The following is a 1,926-nucleotide window of genomic DNA, read 5'->3' on the forward strand; positions in this document are numbered from 1 at the left end:
TCTACCCTCACCTCAAAGAATACAAGCATCATTGGGGATATTTATGGAAATAGTTTTCAAACTAGTGCTAATGGTAAAAATAACTATAAAGGAACCCTTTTAGCCAATCTCTCCTTTGATAGTACCACTTCTAATCCTAGTTTTTATCAAAGTCAAAGCACAGATACTATCTATGGTCTTGCAGATGGTTCTTCTCTTTCATTTGTTGGAAAAGGAGCACTTAGAAGTTCCAAATACGATAGCACTACAGGAAAAGATAGCGGAAGTGTGAATTTGTATTTAGGGGTGAATTATGAAAACCTCAATATTTCTGTTTTAAACACAGGCGGGACTTTAAACCTCTTGCAAAATCAATTTGATCACAATAGCAATGACCTCAAATGGGCAAAAGGAACATACAACTTTAAAGGGGTGAATATCAGTGTTGCAAATGGCCTTGATTCAGATAATAATAATACCAATGTGAATATGGTCTTTGCTAATGCAGATACTGCTAATGCTAATAACCTTCTTCAAACTGAAGATAACAGCCTTATTACTTCTAGCACAGATGCTAGTGGAAATACTAAAAATATCAATGACTACATAGAGGCTTCTAGCCTTAATGTAGGAGGAAGTGTGAATTTAAGAGGAGGGGATAATCATTTTACCTTCATTGGAGATAAAGCTTTAAGCACCACTACAAAAACCCCCATTGCCTTAGCAGGAAATCCTGATGGAATTAAAGCAACCATTAATTTTATCAACGCAGGTAATGCTCTATTAGCAGATACTTCTTCAATTGATAGCACTTTAAATACAGCTGGAAGTATTTTATTTAGTTCTAATGTTGCAACTTCCAATAATGCAGGAGGCAATGCAAATTATATTTACAATGTTTTTGGAAGCAATATTTCTAATGCGATTGTTTCTGCTAGTAGTTATACTTCTACAGATAAGAAATATAATGCTCAAGCTAAAGTTAGCTTCAATGCCATCTTTGATAGTAGGGATTTAGACAATAGAGTAGATAGCAATAACAATGCACAAACTTCTTTGCAATACTATAGTGATAATAATGCTATTGGAGATGCTAAATTAAAAATTTCCAAATCTTCTTTAAGTGGCACCCTCACTTTAGGCTCTGATGCAACACAGGCTAATAATATTGTAGCTCATCTTGCTTTTTATGGTAAAGATGCACTAGGTAATAGCGGGAAAATCATCGGGGGAGATAGCTCTTCAACACTCATATTAGATGGAAGTGGAAGCTTTAAAAAAGATTCTGATGATAAACTTGTAAGCGATGATAATAGCTTTAATTTCTCTGCTATTAAGGGCTTTAATGGAAGTGCTTATATCCTCAATTCTACTTTAAGTGCAGCCTTAGAAGATAAAAGTGGAGTTTCTCTTAGCACAGGTGCAAATGTTAGTAGTGGAAGTGGAGCTAACTCCCTGCCTGAAAACTCCCCTCAAAATACAGATGGAACTAAATTTGATAGTTCTGATAGCTCTGCTTCAAAGTTACAATCACTCAATATTACTTTTAATGCCACTAGTGATTCTTTAAAAGCAGGAATGGAACAATACAACAAAGAGCAGCAAATTCAAGATGTAGCAACTTCTGCTTATCTAAGCTCTGATGCTTCTAGCTTTATTAGTGAGCATATCATTGGAGATATGAAAGATAGTGCTGGAAATTCTTTGAATTTAGATCTAAACAATGCACATACTATAGATAAAGCCATTGGTTATACTACTTCAGCATTGAATGTGAATTTTATAGGAAGTGATTCAATAAAACCAGCTTATAGTAAAACCTGCACCAACTCTTCTGATAGCTCTACTTGCACTTATAGTGCTTCTAAAGATGATTCAGGTTCTATCTTAGGTTTTTATATCCATGATGATAATGCTAAAAATATCTATAACTTTATTGACTTTGGA

At 34.4% G+C, this 1,926-nt stretch carries 1 protein-coding gene; it reads left to right on the forward strand.

Annotated elements, in window-relative coordinates:
* The coding region (locus Q5I06_RS08590) for a hypothetical protein (RefSeq protein ID WP_305517786.1) at positions 1-1,926 on the forward strand (1,926 nt) is incomplete at both ends.

It is taken from the genome of Helicobacter cappadocius (assembly GCF_030688855.1).
Lineage (GTDB): Bacteria > Campylobacterota > Campylobacteria > Campylobacterales > Helicobacteraceae > Helicobacter_J > Helicobacter_J cappadocius.